General features: G+C 65.8%; 19 protein-coding genes. 13 read left to right on the top strand and 6 right to left on the bottom strand.

Annotated features, from left to right (window positions below; genetic code table 11):
• The first annotated feature begins 76 nt into the window (after positions 1-76).
• The 4 genes from ACVJ5M_RS00185 to ACVJ5M_RS00170 all read left to right on the top strand — a co-directional run bounded on the left by ACVJ5M_RS00185 (position 77) and on the right by ACVJ5M_RS00170 (position 3,294).
• Positions 77-826, top strand: coding sequence for an electron transfer flavoprotein subunit beta/FixA family protein (locus ACVJ5M_RS00185; protein WP_038942669.1), 750 nt, complete (start codon positions 77-79; stop codon positions 824-826).
• On the top strand, positions 826-1,770 hold the full coding sequence (locus ACVJ5M_RS00180) for an electron transfer flavoprotein subunit alpha/FixB family protein (RefSeq protein ID WP_063985793.1): 945 nt from the start codon (positions 826-828) through the stop codon (positions 1,768-1,770). Before ACVJ5M_RS00185 ends, ACVJ5M_RS00180 begins: the two co-directional genes overlap by 1 nt.
• Before the next feature lie 210 nt (positions 1,771-1,980).
• Entirely contained in the window at positions 1,981-2,862 is an 882-nt protein-coding gene (locus ACVJ5M_RS00175; protein WP_063985792.1) for a 3-hydroxybutyryl-CoA dehydrogenase, read from the top strand.
• A gap of 237 nt (positions 2,863-3,099) precedes the next feature.
• The gene (locus ACVJ5M_RS00170) at positions 3,100-3,294 is read left to right on the top strand and encodes a hypothetical protein (RefSeq protein ID WP_015688853.1); all 195 of its coding nucleotides are present in this window, start codon (positions 3,100-3,102) and stop codon (positions 3,292-3,294) included.
• Between the two features lie 10 nt (positions 3,295-3,304).
• Here the strand turns inward: ACVJ5M_RS00170 and tlpA are convergent, their stop codons facing one another.
• Positions 3,305-3,970: a thiol:disulfide interchange protein TlpA gene (tlpA, locus tag ACVJ5M_RS00165; protein WP_283017751.1), complete on the bottom strand. Its 666-nt coding sequence runs from the start codon at positions 3,968-3,970 to the stop codon at positions 3,305-3,307.
• A 109-nt stretch (positions 3,971-4,079) separates the two neighbouring features.
• Here tlpA and argH point away from each other — a divergent pair, with 109 nt between their 5' ends.
• The 3 genes from argH (at position 4,080) to lysA (ending at position 7,153) form a co-directional block, all read left to right on the top strand.
• Positions 4,080-5,477: an argininosuccinate lyase gene (argH, locus tag ACVJ5M_RS00160; RefSeq protein WP_063985790.1), complete on the top strand. Its 1,398-nt coding sequence runs from the start codon at positions 4,080-4,082 to the stop codon at positions 5,475-5,477.
• Between the two features lie 93 nt (positions 5,478-5,570).
• The gene (gene lptM / locus ACVJ5M_RS00155; RefSeq protein ID WP_063985789.1) at positions 5,571-5,864 is read left to right on the top strand and encodes an LPS translocon maturation chaperone LptM; all 294 of its coding nucleotides are present in this window, start codon (positions 5,571-5,573) and stop codon (positions 5,862-5,864) included.
• Positions 5,865-5,887: 23 nt separating this feature from the next.
• Positions 5,888-7,153: a diaminopimelate decarboxylase gene (gene lysA, locus ACVJ5M_RS00150; RefSeq protein ID WP_063985788.1), complete on the top strand. Its 1,266-nt coding sequence runs from the start codon at positions 5,888-5,890 to the stop codon at positions 7,151-7,153.
• Positions 7,154-7,360: 207 nt separating this feature from the next.
• Here the strand turns inward: lysA and ACVJ5M_RS00145 are convergent, their stop codons facing one another.
• Together ACVJ5M_RS00145 and ACVJ5M_RS00140 are read right to left on the bottom strand one after the other, a co-directional pair.
• Positions 7,361-8,269 (bottom strand): NAD(P)-dependent oxidoreductase, encoded by a 909-nt coding sequence (locus ACVJ5M_RS00145; RefSeq protein ID WP_354099408.1) that lies wholly within the window; start codon positions 8,267-8,269, stop codon positions 7,361-7,363.
• A gap of 60 nt (positions 8,270-8,329) precedes the next feature.
• Positions 8,330-8,713 (bottom strand): carboxymuconolactone decarboxylase family protein, encoded by a 384-nt coding sequence (locus tag ACVJ5M_RS00140; RefSeq protein ID WP_063985786.1) that lies wholly within the window; start codon positions 8,711-8,713, stop codon positions 8,330-8,332.
• A 176-nt stretch (positions 8,714-8,889) separates the two neighbouring features.
• Between ACVJ5M_RS00140 and ACVJ5M_RS00135 the strand changes: the two genes are divergently transcribed.
• Entirely contained in the window at positions 8,890-11,007 is a 2,118-nt protein-coding gene (locus ACVJ5M_RS00135) for a TIGR02302 family protein (protein WP_063985785.1), read from the top strand.
• 3 nt (positions 11,008-11,010) lie between these two features.
• On the top strand, positions 11,011-11,916 hold the full coding sequence (locus tag ACVJ5M_RS00130) for a DUF4175 family protein (RefSeq protein ID WP_063985784.1): 906 nt from the start codon (positions 11,011-11,013) through the stop codon (positions 11,914-11,916).
• 135 nt (positions 11,917-12,051) lie between these two features.
• Here the strand turns inward: ACVJ5M_RS00130 and ACVJ5M_RS00125 are convergent, their stop codons facing one another.
• Both ACVJ5M_RS00125 and ACVJ5M_RS00120 read right to left on the bottom strand, forming a co-directional pair.
• On the bottom strand, positions 12,052-12,426 hold the full coding sequence (locus ACVJ5M_RS00125; protein WP_028147294.1) for a response regulator: 375 nt from the start codon (positions 12,424-12,426) through the stop codon (positions 12,052-12,054).
• Between the two features lie 47 nt (positions 12,427-12,473).
• Positions 12,474-13,352 carry an MJ0042-type zinc finger domain-containing protein gene (locus ACVJ5M_RS00120; RefSeq protein ID WP_456679229.1) on the bottom strand — a complete coding sequence of 293 codons (879 nt, stop codon included), beginning with the start codon at positions 13,350-13,352 and terminating at the stop codon, positions 12,474-12,476.
• 181 nt (positions 13,353-13,533) lie between these two features.
• Here ACVJ5M_RS00120 and ftsE point away from each other — a divergent pair, with 181 nt between their 5' ends.
• The 4 genes from ftsE (at position 13,534) to ACVJ5M_RS00100 (ending at position 16,716) form a co-directional block, all read left to right on the top strand.
• Positions 13,534-14,193, top strand: a complete 660-nt coding sequence (ftsE, locus tag ACVJ5M_RS00115) for a cell division ATP-binding protein FtsE (protein WP_014491659.1) — start codon at positions 13,534-13,536, stop codon at positions 14,191-14,193.
• Entirely contained in the window at positions 14,186-15,154 is a 969-nt protein-coding gene (locus ACVJ5M_RS00110; protein WP_063985782.1) for a cell division protein FtsX, read from the top strand. The genes ftsE and ACVJ5M_RS00110 overlap by 8 nt, the downstream gene beginning before the upstream one ends.
• Positions 15,155-15,226: 72 nt before the next feature.
• Positions 15,227-15,931: a YdcF family protein gene (locus tag ACVJ5M_RS00105; protein WP_063985781.1), complete on the top strand. Its 705-nt coding sequence runs from the start codon at positions 15,227-15,229 to the stop codon at positions 15,929-15,931.
• Positions 15,932-15,942: 11 nt separating this feature from the next.
• On the top strand, positions 15,943-16,716 hold the full coding sequence (locus tag ACVJ5M_RS00100) for a lysophospholipid acyltransferase family protein (RefSeq protein WP_063985780.1): 774 nt from the start codon (positions 15,943-15,945) through the stop codon (positions 16,714-16,716).
• On the opposite strand, the gene ACVJ5M_RS00095 is transcribed toward ACVJ5M_RS00100, so the two are convergent.
• Positions 16,713-17,324: a gamma-glutamylcyclotransferase gene (locus tag ACVJ5M_RS00095; protein ID WP_063985779.1), complete on the bottom strand. Its 612-nt coding sequence runs from the start codon at positions 17,322-17,324 to the stop codon at positions 16,713-16,715. The two genes, ACVJ5M_RS00100 and ACVJ5M_RS00095, sit on opposite strands and share 4 nt — an antisense overlap.
• Between the last annotated feature and the right edge of the window lie 33 nt (positions 17,325-17,357).

The raw sequence follows: 17,357 nt of genomic DNA, 5'->3' as shown, positions 1-17,357 counted from the left end.
TTGACCGGGCCGGATCAGGCCTTTAGGTTCCGCGCCAGTTGATAACCCCCCTCCCAAATTGAGTGAAAGAGGATCGATGAAGGTCTTGGTGCCGGTAAAGCGGGTGGTTGATTACAACGTCAAGGTCCGCGTCAAGGGCGATGGATCGGGCGTTGAACTCGCCAACGTGAAGATGTCGATGAACCCGTTCGACGAAATCGCGGTCGAGGAAGCGTTGCGCCTGAAGGAAGGCGGCAAGGCCACCGAGGTCGTCGTGGTTTCCATTGGACCGGCGCAGGCCTCGGAGACGATCCGCACCGGTCTCGCCATGGGCGCCGACCGCGGCATCTTGGTGAAGGTCGAGGGCACCGTCGAGCCGCTCGCGGTCGCGAAGATTCTGAAGAAGATCGCCGACGAAGAGCAGCCCGGCCTGATTATCCTCGGCAAGCAGGCGATCGACGACGACAGCAACCAGACCGGTCAGATGCTGGCCGCGCTGCTCGGCTGGTCGCAGGCGACGTTTGCTTCGAAGCTCGAGGTCGAAGGTTCTGACTTCAAGGTCACCCGCGAAGTCGACGGCGGTCTGCAGACCGTCAAGCTGAAGGGACCGGCGATCGTCACCACGGATCTCCGTCTCAACGAGCCGCGCTATGCCTCGCTGCCCAACATCATGAAGGCCAAGAAGAAGCCGATCGCGGAGAAGACCGTCGCCGATTACGGCGTCGACGTCGCCGCGCGTCTCGAGGTTCTCAAGACGACGGAGCCGGCGGGCCGCAAGGCGGGCGTCAAGGTCAAGGACGTCGCCGAGCTGGTGTCGAAACTCAAGAACGAAGCCGGGGTGCTCTGATGACGACGCTTCTGATTGCCGAACACGACAATGCGTCGCTGAAGGACGCGACCAACAAGGCCCTGACCGCGGCTGCCGCACTCGGCGCGGATGTCGACGTGCTGGTGGCCGGCCAGAACGCCAAGGCTGCGGCGGATGCCGCCGCCAAGCTTGCCGGCGTGAAGAAGGTGCTGCTTGCCGAGGGCGAGACCTACGCCCACGATCTCGCCGAGCCGCTGGCCGCGCTGATCGTCTCGCTGGCTTCCGGCTATGACGCGATCGTCGCGCCCGCGACCTCGCGCTTCAAGAACGTGATGCCGCGTGTCGCAGCCCTGCTCGACGTCATGCAGGTCTCCGAGATCACCAAGGTGGTCGCCCCCGACACCTATGAGCGCCCGATCTATGCCGGCAACGCCATCCAGACGGTGAAGTCGAAGGACGCCAAGAAGGTCATCACGGTGCGCACCTCGACCTTTGCGGCGGCGGGTGAAGGCGGCAGCGCCGCGGTCGAGAACGTCGCTGCGGCGGCCGATCCGGGCCTGTCGTCCTTCGTCGGCGAGGAAGTCGCCAAGAGCGACCGCCCCGAGCTGACCTCGGCCAAGATCATCGTCTCCGGTGGCCGTGCCATGCAGAGCCGCGAGAACTTCGCCAAGTACATCGAACCGCTCGCCGACAAGCTCGGTGCCGGCGTCGGTGCCTCGCGCGCGGCGGTGGATGCCGGCTATGCGCCGAACGACTGGCAGGTCGGCCAGACCGGCAAGGTGGTGGCCCCCGAGCTCTATGTCGCGGTGGGCATTTCCGGCGCGATCCAGCATCTGGCCGGCATGAAGGACTCCAAGGTGATCGTCGCGATCAACAAGGACGAGGACGCGCCGATCTTCCAGGTCGCCGATTACGGCCTGGTCGCCGACCTCTACCAGGCGGTTCCTGAGCTCACCGAAGCGCTCGCCAAGCTCGGCAAGTAAAAACGCGCTAAAAACACCGGCCGGAGTGGTACACTCCGGCCGGTTTTTCTTTTTCAAGGCGTTTTCTTTGGCGTGGGGCACGCCGGGGAAGCGATCCAATCTAGGTTTCGAGCCAGGATTCTGATCTAATCGAGTTTCTGATTAAATCGGACCTCCCGGCTCGGGGGATGAGGCAGGCGCGATCTGCGCGCCGTTCCGGTGGATGACATTATGGCGGCAGTGATCAAGAAGGTCGGCGTGATCGGCGCGGGTCAGATGGGCAATGGCATCGCGCATGTCGCGGCGCTGGCCGGTTTCGACGTGGTGCTCAACGACGTCTCGGCCGACCGGCTCAAGTCGGGCATGGCCACCATCAATGGCAATCTGGCGCGCCAGGTCTCCAAGAAGGCCGTCAGCGAGGACGACAAGACCAAGGCGATGGCGCGCATCAAGCTCGCCGAGAAGCTCGACGACCTCGCCGATTGCGACCTCGTGATCGAGACCGCGGTCGAGAAGGAAGAGGTCAAGCGCAAGATCTTCCACGAGCTCTGCGCGGTGCTGAAGCCGGAGGCGATCGTCGCCTCCGATACCTCCTCGATCTCGATCACGCGGCTAGCCGCCGCCACCGACCGGCCCGAGCGCTTCATCGGCATTCACTTCATGAATCCGGTACCGCTGATGGAGCTGGTCGAGCTGATCCGCGGCATCGCCACCGACGACCAGACCTTCGAGGCGTCCAAGGAATTCGTCTCCAAGCTCGGCAAGCAGGTCGCGGTCTCCGAGGATTTCCCGGCCTTCATCGTCAATCGTATCCTGCTGCCGATGATCAACGAGGCGATCTACACGCTGTATGAAGGCGTCGGCAATGTCGAGGCCATCGACGCGGCGATGAAGCTTGGCGCGCATCATCCGATGGGCCCGCTCGAGCTCGCCGATTTCATCGGCCTCGATACCTGCCTGTCGATCATGCAGGTGCTGCACGAGGGCCTCGCCGACTCCAAATATCGCCCGTGCCCGCTGCTGGTGAAATACGTCGAGGCCGGCTGGCTCGGCCGCAAGACCCAGCGTGGCTTCTACGACTACCGGGGCGCCAAGCCGGTTCCGACGCGCTGATCCAATTTCCGGTGCCGTAGGGTGGGCAAAGGCGCAAGGCGCCGTGCCCACCATCTCTCCAATGATGCGGTGGAAATTGGTGGGCACGCTTCCGCCTTCGCTCTTCGAGCTACGGCGGACAAGCCGCTTTGCCCACCCTACGGCGCTATCGCCCTCCGGCCGTGCATCCGCACCGTGACAATTCATGTCGCATTAACCCATCGCCCCTAGGCTGCGCCCGGTAAGAGGGTTTGCGTAATGGACATGATGGCGATGGTCAGCACCATGCTGGCCGCTCAGCAAGGCGCGCTACAGTCGAATATCTCGGCGACGCTGATGAAGCAGAACGCGGATATGGAGAAATCCACCGTCCTGACGCTGCTCGGCGCCGGTCAGCCTTCGCTCGCCAATGTCGGCGCCGGCGTCGGCGGCAACCTAAACGTCACGGCTTAGTACACACCGCCTAGAGCGACGCGGCGGCCTTGCCCGTCGCAGCCCGGATCAGCTTGAGCGCGTCCTCGCTCGCCCATTCCGCCGGCCCCGCGATCGTCGCGATCTCGCAGCCCTGTGGGTCGACCAGCACCGAGGTCGGCATGCCCAGGGCCCGGCCTATGGCTTTAAGGTCCTGGAAAACCTTGGCTTTCTGATCGCTAAAATAGCCGAGCCGGGTCAGGTTGGCCTCTTTCAGGAACGTCTTGGGCTTCTCGGCGTCGCGGGTGTCGATGTTGATCGCCACCACCTCGAAATTCGGGCCCGAAAGCTTGCCCTGGAGCTCGTCCAGCGCCGGCATTTCCTTGCGGCAGGGCACGCACCAGGTGGCCCAGAGGTTGACCAGCAGCGTCTTGCCGCGGAAATCGGACAGCTTCTTCGGCTTGCCGTCAGCGTCCTCGAAGACCAGGTCGGGCAGTATTAGCGGCGCGCTCGCCACGGTCAGGGCGGCCAGTTCGCCATGGGCGAGGGGAGCGATTTTTTGCGCCGTTGCCACCGCGGCCCGGCAGGCCGGATCGCCTGAGGGCGCCCGGTTCAGGCCCAGCCCGTACAGCGCGGCGAAGCCGGCCAGCCCCCCGATCGCCACAGTGGCGATGACGAGGGGGATCCGGCGCGTGGCGGAGGGCGTCTTGTCGAGCATATCGTTTGTCATCCGGTCGCAGATATGGCTATCAGGGGCCTCTTAATACGGCTGGCTCCGGCCAGCAAACGTGCGGCAGCAGCGGCAAGCAAGGCGTGAGCAGGGGATCATGAGCAACAAGATGTGGGGCGGCCGGTTCTCGGAGCGCCCCGATGAGATCATGGAAGAGATCAACGTCTCCATCGACGTCGATCGTCACCTCTTTGCCCAGGACATTGCCGCATCCAAGGCGCACGCCGCGATGCTTGCCGCGCAGGGCATCATCACGGGCTCTGATGCGAAAAATATCGGCAAGGGTCTAGACACGATTTTGTCAGAGATCGGCAAGGGCGGCTTCACATTCAAGCGTGCCCTCGAAGATATCCATATGAACGTCGAGAGCCGCCTGTCCGAGCTGATCGGCCCCGCCGCCGGCCGGCTGCACACCGCGCGCTCGCGCAACGACCAGGTTGCGACCGATTTCCGTCTCTATGTCCGCGACGTTCTCGACGAGACCGATGCGGCGCTCGCCGCGTTCCAGGCCGCGCTCGTCAATCGCGCGCTCGAACATGCCGCGACTGTGATGCCCGGCTTCACGCATCTGCAGACCGCGCAGCCCGTGACCTTCGGCCATCATCTGCTCGCCTATGTCGAGATGGCGGCGCGTGACCGCGGCCGTTTCCAGGACGCCCGCAAGCGGCTCAATGAATCGCCGCTCGGCGCCGCCGCGCTCGCCGGCACCTCGTTCCCGATCGACCGCCACGCCACCGCGAAAGCGCTCGGTTTCGACCGCCCGATGGCGAACTCGCTCGATGCGGTCTCCGATCGCGACTTCGTGCTGGAGACGCTGTCGGCGGCCTCGATCTGCGCCGTGCACATGTCGCGCTTTGCCGAGGAGATCGTGATCTGGACCTCGCCGCTGGTCGGTCTCATCCGCCTCAGCGACAAGTTCACCACGGGATCCTCGATCATGCCGCAGAAGCGCAATCCGGATGCCGCCGAGCTCGTGCGCGCCAAGACCGGCCGCGTCATCGGCGCGCTCAACGGCCTCCTGATCGTGATGAAGGGCCTGCCGCTCGCCTATCAAAAGGATATGCAGGAGGACAAGCAGGGCGCGATGGAGGGCTTTGCCGCCCTGTCGCTCGCGATCCGCGCCATGACCGGCATGGTCCGCGATCTCATGCCCGACGAAGCGAAGATGAAGGCGGCGGCGGGCGAGGGCTATGCCACCGCGACCGACCTTGCCGACTGGCTGGTGCGGACGCTGAAGATGCCATTCCGCGACGCCCACCACGTCACCGGCCGTATCGTGGCGAAAGCCGCCGAGGGCGGGGTGGCGCTGCACGAGCTGCCGCTGAAGGAGATGCAGGCGATCGAGCCCAAGATTACCAAGGACGTGCTCGGCGTGCTCTCGGTCGAATCGTCGGTGAAGAGCCGGACCAGCTTCGGCGGCACCGCGCCGAAGAACGTGGCGTCGCAGGCCAAGGCCTGGGCGAAGCGGCTGGAAAAAGAGCGAAAATTGGGCTGAGGGCAAAATTTCGCTTATGTTTCATGGTCATCCGGCTCTCGCCAGAGCGTGCCAATCTCTGTATGGTGCGGCCCGCGTAGTGGGGATTTCGTCGTGACGTCAAAGTTTCGCCCGGCCGGCTCGGGGTGGGCCATCATTGTCTTGAGCCTGACGGCGCTCGCGCTTGCCGGCTGCGGCCGCAAGGGCCCGCTGGATCTGCCGCCGACCGCCTCCAGTGCATCCACGGCCAATGTCGCAGCTCCAACCGACACCGAGACGGAAGCCCAGAGGACGCCGAGCGTGTTCAATCCCGGGTACGGTGCGGACGCGGCGCCTGCCGCCGCCAAGGGCAAGAAGAAATCGTTTATCCTCGACCCGCTCCTGGACGAACCTCCCGGCAAAAAATGAGCCGGGATAGCTGAGCTGACGCCATGAACCATTTCGACTATCGCAACGGCGTGCTGCACGCCGAGGCCGTGAACCTGTCCGAGCTGGCCGCAACCGTCGGTACGCCGTTCTATTGCTATTCGACCGCGACGCTCGAGCGGCACTACCGCGTCTTCGCCGACGCCTTCGCCGGCGAGAAGGTGCTGGTCTGCTACGCCATGAAGGCGAATTCCAACCAGTCGGTGCTGCGCACGCTGGCCAAGCTCGGGGCCGGCGCCGACGTCGTCTCCGGCGGCGAATTGAAGCGTGCGCTGGCCGCCGGCATTCCCGCCAGCAAGATCCTGTTCTCCGGCGTCGGCAAGACCGAAACCGAATTACGTGCCGCGCTGGCCGCCGACATCCTCTGCCTCAACGTCGAATCCGAGCCCGAGCTCGAGCTGTTGTCGCGGCTTGCGACCGAGATGGGCAAGACCGCGCGCATCTCCGTGCGCGTCAATCCGGACGTCGATGCTGGCACGCACGCCAAGATCTCGACCGGCAAGTCCGAGAACAAGTTCGGCATTCCGATCGCCTATGCCCGCGAGGTCTATGCGCGCGCCGCAAAGCTGCCGGGTATCCAGGTCACCGGCACCGACGTGCATATCGGCAGCCAGATCACCGATCTCTCCAAGATGGAGACTGCGTTCCGCATCCTCTCCGAATTCGTGCAGACGCTGCGCAGCGACGGTCACAACATCAGCCACGTCGATTTCGGCGGCGGCCTCGGCATTCCCTATTACATGGACCGCGAGGCGCCGCCGGCGCCCGACGCCTATGCCGCCATGGTCAAGCGCGTCAGCCACAATCTCGGCTGCACGCTGATGTTCGAGCCGGGCCGCATGATCGTCGGCAATGCCGGCATCCTGGTCGCCAGGGTGATCTACGTGAAGCACGGCGACGGCAAGAATTTCGTCATCATCGACGCCGCCATGAACGATTTGATCCGCCCGACGCTGTACGAGGCGCATCACGACATTCTGCCGGTGACGCAGCCGGCCGCGGGCGCCGCCACGATCATGGCCGACGTCGTCGGCCCGGTCTGCGAGACCGGCGACTATCTCGCACTGGATCGCACGCTGCCGACGCCGAAGCCTGGCGATCTCATCGCCATCATGACCGCGGGCGCCTATGGCGCGGTGCAGGCCGGCACCTACAACACGCGGCCGCTGGTTCCGGAAGTGCTGGTAAAGGGCGATCAATACGCCGTCGTGCGCCCGCGCATCGAGGTCGAGCAGCTGATCGCGATGGACACGCCGGCGCCGTGGCTGTGAGGGATTGAGGGGCGGTAAGGCCGCGCCTCATCCTCGCTGTCGTCCCCGCCTAGTGCGCAATTGCGCACGAGGGGCGGGGACCCATAACCACAAGAAGTGGTTGTTTGGCTGAGCTGTAACTCCGAGTCCCCGTAACCACATCCGCCTGTGGTTATGGGTCCCGGGCTCGCGCCTCGCACGCCCCGGGACGACGAGCGTGCGGGGCGGCTACTTCCCCGCCAATCCACCCTTCGTTCCGCCGACCACAACTCCCGCCTTCTTTTCGATCGGCTTGATCGCCGCGGTGAAGTCGGACTCGGCGCCTTCCGCGCTGATCACGGTCTCCCATAGCCGTCCGACCGCGTCGGCGACCTCCATCGACAGGCCGAGCTGCTTCATCTCCCCCAGCGCCAGCCGCACGTCCTTCACCATCAGCCCCGTGGCGAAGCCGAAGTCGAACGTCCGCGGCAGCACCGAGCGCGGAAACTTGTCGCGGCTCGCGGTGTTCATGCCGGAGCCGGCATTGATGACGTCGATCATCACCGCGGGATCGAGCCCCGCCTTGACGCCCATCACCACCGCTTCCGAGGTCGCCACGATCGCGGTCGCCGACAGGAAATTGTTGGCGAGCTTCATGGTCTGCGCCGCGCCCGGCTTCTCGCCGATGAAGAACACTTTTCCGATCACGTCGAGCGCGGGCTTGAGCAGCTCGAACTCGGCTTTGGGCCCTGAGACCATCACCGCCAGGGTGCCCTTCTCGGCGCCGCCGACGCCGCCGGAGACGGGGCAGTCGATCTGCACGATGTCGCGTTTTGCCAGCAGGCCGTGGATCTTCGCCGCCATCGTCGAGCCGACGGTGGAGAGATCGATGAAGCGCTTGGCGCGGCTCCCTTCGATCACGCCGTTCGCACCCGTCGCGACCTCGAGCGACGCCTGCAGCGAGGGCAGGCTCGCCATGACCGTCTCGACCTGATCGGCGACGTCCTTCGGCGAGGTTGCAGCGGTGGCGCCGCGCGCCACGAGCTTGTCGACGGCCTCCTTGCGGGTGTCGAACACGACGAGCTTGTGCCCGGCCTCGATCAGCCGCCGCGCCATCGGGAGACCCATGTTTCCGAGGCCGATGAATCCGATGTGCATGGTGTTTCCTTCTTTCTTCTTCGTTGTTCGTTGGATGTGAGGCGGCGAACAGAGGCGGCCTCACGCCTTGCCGTCGATCTCCGCGAACACCTCGCGCGCGATGCGAAAGCTGTCGACTGCGGCCGGCATGCCGCCATAGATCGCGACCAGCATCAGGATCTCGCGGATCTCGTCGCGGGAGACGCCATTGGTCAGCGCGCCCTTCAGATGCGCGCGAAACTCGTGCTGGCGGTTGAGGATCGCGATCATGGCGATGTTGAGCATGCTGCGGGTCTTGCGCGGCAGTTCCTCGCGGCCCCACACGGTGCCCCAGCAATATTCGTTGAGCATCTCCTGGAACGGACGGTTGAAATCGTCGACGTTCTTCAGGGCATTGTTGACATAGGCCTCGCCCAGCACCGCTTTGCGGACTTCCAGGCCCTTGTCGTGCATCTTCTTGTCCATGGCGTTCCCTCTATTTCCTTGCGTTTTCCTCGGAATGGCGCGTGGAAATTACGGTGTTGCGCCCGGCCAGTCACGTCCTCGTGTTATGCGGGAAAAGGGGTCTCTCCCGTACCGGAACGGATGCCTCAGTGCTGCCGTTGTGATACGCTTCTCTACCGGGCAACCTGGAGAATTGATTGAACGGCGTCACCCCCGACCCGTCAGACCCGATCCGCGATGGCGACGCTCTGTCGCGGCTGAAGCTGGCGCAGGCCCTCGATCGGGCCATTTATGCCATCGCGTGGGAACGTGCCTGGCCACATCTGGCGCGGGTGCTGACTGTCGTCGGCCTGTTCCTGGTGGTGTCGTGGGCCGGCCTCTGGCTGGTGCTGCCGTCCGTCGTCCGTGCCATCGGTCTCGTGGCTTTTGCCGGCATCGCAATCGCCGCTCTGGTCCCCCTGATTCGTTTCCGCTGGCCGGGCCGCGACGAGGCTCTGAGCCGGCTCGACCGTGGCTCCGGTATCCGTCACCGCCCGGCGACGACGCTGACGGACACGCTGAGCTCGAAAGACCCGGTCGCGCTGGCGTTGTGGCAGGCGCAGCGCGAGCGCACGCTGGCTTCGCTCAAGCGCATCCGTGCCGGCTTGCCACATCCGCGCCTCGCCCTGCACGATCCCTGGGCGCTGCGCGCGCTGGTCATGGTGATGCTGGTCGCGACCTTCTTCGCCGCCGGCGACGAGCGCGCGATGCGGTTAGGTGCCGCGTTCGACTGGAACGGCGTGCTGGCGCCGACCAACGTCCGCGTCGATGCCTGGATCACGCCGCCGCTCTACACCGGCAAGCCGCCGGTCATCCTGTCGGCCGCCAACAAGGAGGCCGCGGCGCTGCCTGCCAGCGGCCCGCTCGCAGTTCCGGCCGGCTCGACCCTGATCGTGCGCTCCTCCGGCAGCAGCCTCGATGTCGTCATCTCCGGTGGCCTCAAGGAGGTCGCGCCCACCGAGGCCGCGCCGAAGGGCACCAACGAGAAGCATTTTACCATCACCGGCGACGGCACCGCGCATGTCCGCGCGCCCTCCGGCCAGCCGCAATGGGCGTTCGCGGCGACGCCCGACCGCCCGCCGACGATCGCGCTCGCCAAGGATCCCGAGCGTCAGGCCTACGGCGCGTTGCAGCTCTCCTACAAGATCGAGGACGATTACGGCGTCACGGGCGCCGCCGCGCAATTCGTTCCGCGCGCAACCGAAGACAAGGACGGAACCAAGGACGCGGACGGCAAGGCCGCGCGGCCGCTGTTCCAGCCGCCGCAATTCGCGCTGACCCTGCCCAATGCGCGGACCCGCAACGGCGTCGGCCAAACGGTGAAGGACCTCAGCGAGGATCCCTATTCCGGCGCGGACGTGACGCTGACGCTCACTGCCAAGGACGAGGCCGGCAACGAGGCGAAGAGCGAGCCCTTCAACATGCGCTTGCCGGGCCGGCTGTTCACCAAGCCGCTCGCCCGCGCGCTGATCGAGCAGCGCCGCATCCTCGCGCTCGACGCCAACAAGAATTCCGACGTCTACGCCGCGCTCGATGCGCTGATGATCGCGCCCGAGATGTTCACGCCGGAAGCCGGGCAGTATCTCGGCCTGCATAGCGTCGCACGCCAGCTCGAGGCGGCGCGCACCGACGATTCCCTGCGTGAGGTCGTGGCGAGCCTGTGGGCGCTTGCGGTGACGATCGAGGACGGCAACATCAGCGACGTCGCCAAGGCGTTGCGCGCGGCGCAGGACGCGCTCAAGCAGGCGCTTCAGCGCGGCGCCAGCGACGAAGAGCTCAAGAAGCTCATGGACAATCTGCGGACCGCGCTGGACAATTATATGCGCCAGTACGCGCAGCAGATGCGCAGCAATCCGCTGGCGCGGCCGGCCATCGGCCTCGACGACCAGATGAAGCGCATCGAGCGGCTGATCCAGCGCGGCAACCGCGAAGCGGCGGCGCGCGAGCTGGACCGCCTGGCCCGCGCGCTGGAAAATCCTCCGGGGCCGCCCAGCGCCGAGCAAAAAGAGATGGACGAGATTGCGCGCGAGCTGAACGATCTGCTCCGGGAGCAGAACGCGCTTCGCGACGAAACCGACCGGCAGAGCAAGGACTCCAAACGCGGCCAACGCACCAAGCCTCTGCCGCCCAAGGTCGCGGAGATCCTGCGTAAATCGAGAGAGCTGCGGCAGAAGACGCGCGGCGCGACCAGCGATCAGCTGGAGGACCTGGCAAGGCAGCAGGATGCCTTGCGCGAAGAGCTCAGGACCTGGCGTGAATCCCAGGGAGCGAGATAGCTCATGAAACACACCTCAATCTGGCAGAATGGCAAGGTCACGCGCGGAAGGCTCGCCACGGCTTGTCTCGTGCTTATGCTGTCCTGTTCCACGGCTTCGATTGGTCTCGCCCAGTCGTCGCGCGCCGACCAAAAGAGTCTGGATGCACTGCTCGACAGCGCCGAGCGGTCGATGAAGCAATCCGCCGACAACCTGAAGGACAAGAACTCGGACGAGAGCATTGGCCAGCAGTCCCGGGCGATCCGGGACATGGAGAAATATCTCTATCCCGATCCGAACGATCCCTCGGCGTCGCGCGAAGGGTCGCAGGATACGCAGGGCCGGCAGGAGCAATTGAAGAAGCGGCTGGAGGCCCTCAAGAAGAAACTCGCCGAGATGGGCTTGCAGCAGGATGGCCAGAAGGGCCAGCGCGGGCAGAAGCAGCCGGGGCAGCAGGGCCAACAAGGTCAGCAGGGCCAAGGTCAGGGTCAGGACGGCGACCAGGATGGCGATGACGGCTTCGACGCCGCCGAGAACGCCATGGGAGACGCCGGCAATCAGATCGGCGAGGGCGATGCCGACGGTGCGACGACATCGCAGGGCAAGGCCATCGACGCCCTGCGCAAGGGCATGCAGGATCTCGCCGACGCGCTCGGCGGGCAGCAGAACGGCGAAGGCCAGGATCCGGGCGACGGTGACGGCCCCGGTCAGGCTGTCGGCCGCCAGCAGAGCGGCGGCGAACGGACCGACCCGCTGGGCCGGCCGCTGCGCGGCAAGGAATACAGCGACGACTACACGGTCAAGATTCCCGGCGAGATCGATGCCCAGCGCGCGCGCCGCATCCTCGAAGAGCTCCGCCGCCGCCTGAGCGATCCCGCGCGTCCGCAGATCGAGCTCGATTACCTCGAGCGTCTGCTGAAGGATTTTTGACGTCACACTCGGTGTCATCGCCCGCGCAGGCGGGCGATCCAGTATTCCAGAGACGGTTGTGATTGAACCGAGAGGCCGCGGCGTACTGGGTGCCCCGGTCAAGGCCGGGGCCTGACAGCGGAATACGCCGCGCCCCTACGCTTTCTTCGCTGCCAGCGCGTCCGCGACCGCCGTACGGATGTCGGCCACCGAGAACGGCTTGGTCACGACGTCATGCACCAGCGCATTCAAATTCGAGGCGCGCTCGCGCTGGTCGGCAAAGCCGGTCATCAGCAAAATGGTCAGGTCGGGGAAATCGCGCGCGGCGGAGAGCGCCAGCGCGATGCCGTCCATCACCGGCATCTGGATGTCGGTGAGCAGGAGATCGAACGCGCCGTTCTCGCGGGTCAGGATTTCCAGCGCCTCGGCGCCGTCCTGTGCAGTGACGGTCTCGTGGCCGTCCATGGCGATGGCGCGCGCCACCAATTGGCGCATCGAGTCCTCGTCGTCGGCGATCAGGATTTTCGGCATGAGACCAACCTTGAGACCAGCCTCCCGTGCGGGATATGCAAAATCGATTATACGCTGCCGCCGGCAATGTCGCGCCGGTTGAAGAAGCGGACGTCGATATTGCGGCCCTCCGGCGGCGGCGAGGCCAGGCGCGAGCGGAAGAAGGCGCGCTCACCCGGCTGCAGCACGGTCTGCTCCAGCACGGTGTTCCAGGCGTAGATTTCCGCTCCCTGCGCGTCGCGCACCGCAAAGCGCAGCCGCGGGATATCGAGCGGCTTCTTGCTTTGACCGACGATCACGCCCTCGATCACCAGCACCTGCTTACCGTCCACGGTCTCGCTGGAGAGCTTGACGTCCTTGAACGCCAGCCCGCGCAAATTAACTTCGAGTCCGACCATCTTGTAGAACGCCGCCGTCTGCGGCAGCAGCCGGACCATGTCGCCGCGCCAGATGACCAGCGCCAGCACCAGCGCGCCCATGGCGGCGCAGGCGGTCGGCAGACCGAAATGGGATTTTCGCGGAGCCTCGGTGGGGGCCTGGCGCCTCACCCGCGCCCCGCGGCGGCTGAACAGGCTGCGGAACCAAGACTGGTGCTGCGCGCCGACGACGTCATCCTCGGCGGCACGGGCCGCCGCTGACCATTCGTCCTCGGTCGCCTGGGTGTCCTCGGCCGGCCAGTCGCTGGCGATCGAGGGGCTGTCGACGACAGGCGTGTCAGCGGCGCCGACGTCCCTGGCGTAGGAGTTCCACTGCTCGGCGAGGTCGGACTGGTCGTCGGCCTGGCTGGCGGCCGCCATGGCCGGGACGGACGCCTCCTCGATGGCATCCTCGGCATAGGCGACCCAGGTCTCCTTGCAGCGGGAGCAGCGGACCGTTCGTCCGTTCGCCCCCAGGCTCGCGGGCTTGATGGCGTAGGATGTCGTACAATGGGGGCAGACGATATGCATGGACACGAGCCTTGATGCACGGACTGGTCTTGACGATGCTTCGGTCGCGGAGAACCGGGCATCCCAGATGCTACAGAGCGACCGTTAACGAACCGGAAACCATAACGGTCGCAAAACCCGTTGATCGCGTGTGGCGGAGCGCAGCAGCGCGGCCCGCGCCCCCTCTCGAACGGAGCTGAGCTTGGTTCGGTTCGAAAATGTCGGATTGCGTTACGGACTGGGGCCGGAGATTCTGCGCGACCTCAGTTTCGAGATTCCGGCGCATTCCTTCCAGTTTCTCACCGGCCCGTCCGGCGCCGGCAAGACCTCGCTGCTGCGTCTGTTGTTCCTGTCGCACCGGCCGACGCGCGGCCTCGTCAACCTGTTCGGCCACGACATCTCGCAGCTCGGCAAGGACGAGATCGCGGATCTGCGCAAGCGCATCGGCATCGTGCTCCAGGACTTCCGCCTGCTCGACCACATGACGACCTATGAGAACGTCGCCTTGCCATTCCGCGTCATGGGCCGCAGCGAGTCGAGCTATCGCAAGGAGGTGATCGACCTGTTGCGCTGGGTCGGCCTTGGTGACCGCATGGACGCGCTGCCGCCGATCCTGTCCGGCGGCGAGAAGCAGCGCGCGGCGATCGCGCGCGCCGTGATCTCGCGGCCGCAGCTCCTGCTCGCCGACGAGCCGACCGGCAGCGTCGATCCGACGCTTGGCCGCCGGCTGCTGCGGCTGTTCATCGAGCTCAACAAATCGGGCACCGCCGTCATCATCGCCACCCACGACATCGGCCTGATGGACCAGTACGAGGCGCGACGCTTCGTGCTGCACCAGGGGCGGCTGCACGTCTATGAGTAGGCCCGACGACCGCGGCGTGCTGGTAGATCTCGGACAGGAGCGTCCGCAGCTTCCGCCCAAGGCGCGCAACATGTCGCCGATCGTGCCGCGCGCCTCGATCCACGGCCGCGCGCTGGTTGCTGTCGTCGCCATCATGACCTTCCTCGCCTCGATGACCACGGGCACGGTGCTGCTCGTCAGTGCCTCCGCCGCGGAATGGCAGTCGGACGTTGCAAGCGAAATCACCATCCAGGTCCGCCCGCAGACCGGCCGCGATCTCGATCGCGACACCGCGGCAGTGACAGAGGCCATCCGCGCGCAGGCCGGCATCATCGAGGTCAAGCCGTTCACCAAGGACGAGAGCGGCAAGCTGCTCGAGCCCTGGCTCGGCACCGGCCTGTCGATGGATGATTTGCCGGTGCCGCGCATGATCATCGCGCGCGTGCAGCCCGGCACGCCGCTCGATCTCGGCGCCTTGCGCGCGCGCGTGACCCAGGCCGCACCAAGCGCCAGCGTCGACGATCACCGCGCCTGGATCGAGCGGATGCGCTCGATGACCAACGCCACCGTCCTCGCCGGCATCGGCATCCTCGCCCTCGTCATCATCGCGACCATCATCTCGGTCTCGTTCGCGACCCGCGGCGCCATGGCGGCGAACCAACCGATCGTCGAGGTCCTGCATTTCGTCGGTGCCGGCGACCGGTACATCGCCAACCGCTTTCTGCGTCACTTCCTCAGGCTGGGCCTGGAGGGCGGCGTGATCGGCGGCGGCGCCGCCATGCTGGTGTTCGGCTTCTCCGAGTCGATCGCCGGCTGGTTTTCCGGGACCCCCGTCGGCGACCAGTTCGCAGCCCTGCTCGGCACCTTCTCGCTGCGGCCGTCGGGCTACATCGTGCTCGCCGTGCAGGCGGTGCTGATCGGCGCCATCACCGCGGTTGCCTCGCGCCAGACGCTGTTCGCGACGCTGAATGATGTCGATTGAGCCCGATAAACCGGACTCCACTTCGCCTCAAAACGTCCTAAAATCATCCGGGGAAGGGATCACCGACATCATATGACCTCGCCGACCGACGATCGATCGCCGAAATTGCCGCGCGGCTGGCTGCGCGCGGCATTGGTATCGACGATCGCGTTCGTCTTCGTCGGCGCGGCGGCGGGCTTCATCGCCTTCCTGGCGCAATTGCGCGGCGCTGAGATCGCGCCGGACCGCAAGGCGGACGGCATCGTGGTCCTGACCGGCGGCTCCTCGCGGGTGTCGGATGCGATGGAGCTCCTGGCGGCCGGCTACGGCAAGCGGCTCCTGATCTCTGGCGTGCACCCGACCTCGACGGCGAGCGACATCTCCCGGACGCTGCCGGAGAACCAGTCCTTCATGCATTGCTGTGTCGATCTCGACCGCACCGCGGTCTCGACCCGCGGCAACGCGGCGGAAGCGCGGCGCTGGGCCGAGGGGCGCGGCTTCAGATCGCTGATCGTCGTCACCTCGAACTATCACATGCCGCGCGCGCTGGTGGAGTTCTCGCATGCGATGCCGGAAACCACACTGATCCCGTTCGCAGTGGTCGGCGAAAAATGGCGTGAGGAGCCGTGGTGGACCTCGGCCTCCACCTTGCGGCTGCTCCTGTCCGAATACGTCAAATACATCGCCGCCGAGCTGAGGGTGCGGCTGGAGGATTTCGGGATTGACCTTTCGCCCGAGATGTCGGAGCAGCCTGCTGGCGTGGCGCCGAAGCGGCCCGCCACGGCACAGGCCAATTGATCGGACCATCGATGTTTTTGATTTTCCTGCGCTCGCTCCTCTTCAACGTGCTGTTCTATGCTGTGCTCGTATGCCTCGCGATCGTGGCGCTGCCGACCTTCGCATTGCCGCCGCGCGCCATGCTGACGGTCGCGCAATGGTGGGCGAAGGCGACGCTGTTCCTGATGCGCGTGATCTGCAACATCAAGGTCGAATTCCGCGGGCAGGAGAAGATCCCGGCAGGGCCGCTGGTGATCGCGGCGAAGCATCAGTCGTTCTGGGAGACCTTCGTGCTGCCGGGCTTCTTCAACCGTCCGATCTTCATTCTCAAGCGTCAGCTCATGCAGATCCCGGTGTTCGGCCAGTTCCTGGTCAAGACCGGAATGATCGCGATCGACCGCAAGGCCGGCGTGAAGGCGCTGCTGGACATGACGCGGCGGGCGCGCGACGCGGTGCGCGCAGGCGGGCAGCTCGTGATCTTTCCGGAAGGCACACGCCGGGCGCCCGGCGCCGCGCCCGATTACAAGACCGGCTTTGCGCAGATCTATTCGTCCTGCGGCGTGCGGTGCCTGCCGATCGCGCTCAATTCCGGCCTGTTCTGGCCGCGCCGCACCTTCATGCGCTATCCCGGCACGCTGGTGGTCGAGTTCCTCGATCCGCTGCCATCAGGCCTGCCGAAAGACGAGTTTCTCTCGCGCGTGCAAACCGCCATCGAAGACGCGACCGCTCGCCTCGTCGAAGCGGGCCGGAAAGAGCAGGAGCAGTTGATCGGCTCGTCGCCGAGCTACGCTCCGTCGCAGAGCTAGCGGTTCTCTCGATCTTCGGCGGGAGCCGGCGCGTGCAGGGAATGCGCATCACCATGCAGCATGGTCGCGAGCTTATGCAATTGCGTGTCGCGAAAACCTTCGGCCTCGATCGCCTTCACCGTTGCCGTCACGTAGTCGCGGTTGGCGCCGGACTGGCCATGGCCCTGGACGACATGGCGATGCTGGTCGGCGAACGAGAGTCGGCCGGCATATTGGACGTGGCCGCGGTCGACGACATAGGCGAGCGCGGAGACGCGCTGTCGCGCATCGTTCTCAAGCCACACCGAGCGCATCACCTCGCGATAGACGGACGTGACCTGCTCGCGCGCCCGCAGATAGGCGACGACGTCGGCGCGGTCCTTCTCGGCGACGCGAAAAGCAATGCCGCGGCAGGCGCCGCCGCGGTCGAGCCCGAGCACCAGGCCCGGCTGCTCCGGCGTGCCGCGATGCACGAAGGAGTAGACGCAGAGCGCGCGGTGCTCGCCGACCAGCCGCGCCGGGACGCGTTCCCTGAATTCGAAGCCCGGCCGCCACATCAGCGAGCCATAGCCGAACACCCAGAGGTCGCCCTTGGCTGTGGTGACGGAGGGGAGGGTGATTTCCGACATTTCGGGCACGGCTACCAGAACGACGCCCCCAAG

The sequence above is a fragment of the Bradyrhizobium sp. S3.7.6 genome (assembly GCF_054061875.1).
The sequence above is the reverse complement of the archived record's forward strand: the minus strand, read 5'-3'. Positions and strand labels throughout refer to the sequence as shown.